This is a genomic window from Streptomyces sp. NPDC057543 (genome assembly GCF_042801895.1).
GTDB lineage: Bacteria > Actinomycetota > Actinomycetes > Streptomycetales > Streptomycetaceae > Streptomyces.
This window is the reverse complement of sequence record NZ_JBHVFF010000505.1, coordinates 1-3,218: the sequence shown is the minus strand read 5'-3', so window position 1 is coordinate 3,218 and position 3,218 is coordinate 1. Positions and strand designations below refer to the sequence as shown.

The window sequence follows — 3,218 nt, the reverse complement described above, 5'->3', positions numbered from 1 at the left end:
GCCGCGCCGGAGTACGCCTTCACCGCTCGGATGTCGGCGAACCGGGTTGGATCGTCGCCGATCTCGGCGAGGACGCGGGCGCCGAGCTGGACGCCCATGCCGGGAAAGCTCAGCATCACCTCGGCAGACGGGTGCTGCCGAAACGCTTCCTCGCTCGCCTCGGTGAGGTCGTCAACGGTGCGGCAGGCGGCATCGAGCTGCCGCAACAGGCCGAGCATCTGCCTGCCGAACGCGTCCTCCACGAACTCCGGATGACGGGCGTGCGGCGCTTTGAAGACTTCCCGCCACCGGTCGGCCTCCGCCTCGATACCGCGCTTGCGGCCGGCGCGCTTGAGCGCTGCGCAGAGCTGCTTGTGCGTGATCCGGCCCGCCTTGCCGGGAGTGGGCGCCACGGCGAGGATCGCGCGGGCCTCCGGACGGCAGAGCCCGTTCTGCCATCCGGCGACCGCCTCCAGGGCGGCCGGGTAGAACTCCCGCAGCAAGGAACGCAGCTGGTTGGTCAGCTGCTGCCGGGACCAGACCGCGTCTTGCTGTGCTCGGGCCAGGACCGCAACGGCCTTGGCGAGGTCGGTGTCGTCCGGCAGCGGCCGGTGCTCGTGCATGTCGGTCCGCAGGATGTTCGCCAGGACCTTGGCGTCCCCCGGGTCGGACTTCTTGCGGGAGACGCCGTGCCGTTCCCGGTAGCGTGACGCGGCCAGCGGGTTGACCGCGAAGACCTGCCGCTTTCCCTGCCGCAGGACCGCGACCAGCAGCCCCCGGCCGGTCTCGATGCAGACCGGTATCGGAGCCTCCGGCGTATCGCCGTGCCCCGCCAGCAGCCCCAGGAGCTCCTGGTAGCCAGCCGCGTCGTCACCGATTCGGCACTTGGCGACCACGGTGCCCGCGTCGTCGACCAGGGCGACGTCGTGGTGCCCCTCGGCCCAGTCGATCCCGCAGTAGACGGTCAATTCACCCTCCCCATCGTGCTGTCGGCTGCGCCGGTACGAGCGCAAGCGGGCCACGCGGCGTTCCAATACCAGGACTCACACCCACACGGGGCAACTGGTCCTCCCTCTCACTAGCCGTTCGTGACACCAGCGCGTCGCACGGGCCTCGGTCCGTCCCAGGTCTCCAGGACCCGAAGCTTGCAAGAGGTCACCGTGCAGCGGGCTCGCACCACCAACCCCAACGAGTGAACTGTCGAACGGTCATGGCGGCTCCGAAGACGCCGGGACAGCGCCGGTCCCTGCAGAGGCATCACGTGCCGGAAGTAGTCGAGACATCCATCCCGACGCCCGCGGAACCACCACACCGAATCGAACAGACCGCCCTGCCCTCAGACTCCTTCAAGACTTCCGACGGGAGCGGACACCCCGTATTGGAAGTAGTCGGCGTCCTGTGAGCTCGCCAAAAGCCCCCTTGTCTCCCAGGTCACGGCCTTGCGGAGCCGTCCTCGGCGATGGCTTCCGGTGCGACCAGAGGCGCGACCGGAAGCGCGACGTGAGGCGCGACCAGGAGTGCGACCAGAGGCGCAACCTCGGGCCCTTACGATGATCACCGTGACCGACCGCTGCGCCCTTGGCCAAGGCCCCGAGGCTCCCGCTCATGGCGTCCGTGCCGCCGAGGCCGACGTTTCTCGACGCACTGCCCGGCATCCATCTCCCAGACCTCAGCGAGCTGCGAGCCCGTGGAGTGCTTGGAGCCCCCATCCCGGCCCCGCAGAGCCCACGACGCACTCTCGGAACTGGCCGTACGGACGACGCACCATTCGATTCCTCGCCGTCATGAGTCACGACGACTGCAGGCCCCGGTTGTCGAGCAGGGCCTGACGCCGGTCAACGATGCGGACGCGCGGACCGCTGTCGGCCATGTGGTGCGCCAGGGTCTCGCGCACCGCCTGGCGGGCGCCTCCTCGAACAGCGGCTGCCCGTACGCATTCAGCAGGTCGTCGTCACTGTCCCAGCCTCGCCTCTCCGGCCGGGTGCGCACCGCTGCGACACGTCCTGGTCACTCCGCCGCGCCGCCCTCACCGACGCGTGTCCGCTCACCGAGCTGCTGCCCGTTCTCGGGATCTGGCACACATTCCGTGAGCGATCTCGAGTCCGGCCTCACCAGACCCCGGTGACGCGTGGTCCGCGCAGCCACATGACGCGCGCTGCCAGCGTGGGCAGGGGACGGCAGTTGGGGCAGGCCGGCCTGCCCCAAGGTCGCCCGGTTGGCCGACGGTCACCGATGGGTGTCTTCGCCGCCGTCGGCCCCGTCGTCCTGGTCCTCGGCCCGCTGGGCGAGGAACCGGGCGAAGCCCCGGTCCGCGCGGGCCAGCAGAGCCGAGGAAGGAACGCCGTAGGCGGGCAGCTGGAGGCCGCGGCCCTCCGGGGCCGGGGCGGTTCTGTCGGTGTGTGCGCAAGGGGGCCCCGCCTCTCCGGCTGGTGGTCCGTCGGTACCTTCGACGCTACGCAGCCACGAACCGTGCCCTCAACAAAGTTGCGGAGAATTGCGGAGGTTCACTACAGAGCGTCGATCGCGGCCTGGATGAGCGCACGGGCTGTGTCCCCGTAGACGGCCATCTCCGCGAGGCCGGCGAACGCCTTCGCGTAGTCGGCGAGCTCGCGCGGCTGCGTCACCCTGATCTCCGCCGTCAGCGTCTCCACCACGGCCATGGTGTCGTCGTGGACGTAGAACGCCTCTAGCGGCCACACGGTGCGCTGCGCGGTGAACGGGATGATCCCCAGCGAGAGTGACGCCAGCGGCATCACGGCCAGGAGGTGCCGCAGCTGCCCGCGCATGGCGTCGGGGTCGGCGGTGCGGTAGCGCAGGACGGATTCCTCCATGAGAACGACATAGCAGTGGCCGCCTTCGTAGAGGAACCGGGAGCGGGCGACCCGGGCAGCGACGGCTTCGGCGACGTCGTTGGGGGTGCCCTGGAAGGTGGTGATCTGGTTCATGAGGGCGGTCGCGAACGCCGGTGCCTGGAGGAAGCCGGGCGGCACGTTGGAGAGGTAGACGCGGCAGTGGCGGGTCTGCTCGCGGAGGGTGTACCAGTCCTGCTGGACCTGACGCATGCCGCCCTGGTGCAGGCGGCGCCACTCCATGTACATCGAGTCGACGGCGCGGGCAGTGGCGATCGAATCGTCGGCCTGGTCGCCCGCGTCACAGACGGTGCACCAGGTGCGGATGTCCGCGTCCGAGGGCAGGGCCGCGCCCTTTTGGATGCGGGTCGTCTTCGCCGGGTGCCGGCC

General features: G+C 70.0%; 2 protein-coding genes. Both read right to left on the bottom strand.

Going from position 1 to position 3,218, the window contains the following annotated elements:
• A partial coding sequence (locus ACFU8Q_RS40545; protein ID WP_384464949.1) for an IS110 family transposase occupies nt 1–947 on the bottom strand: 947 nt, incomplete at its 3' end.
• 1,539 nt (nt 948–2,486) lie between these two features.
• On the bottom strand, nt 2,487–3,218 hold a 732-nt coding region (locus ACFU8Q_RS40540), incomplete at its 5' end, for a Scr1 family TA system antitoxin-like transcriptional regulator (RefSeq protein WP_384464946.1).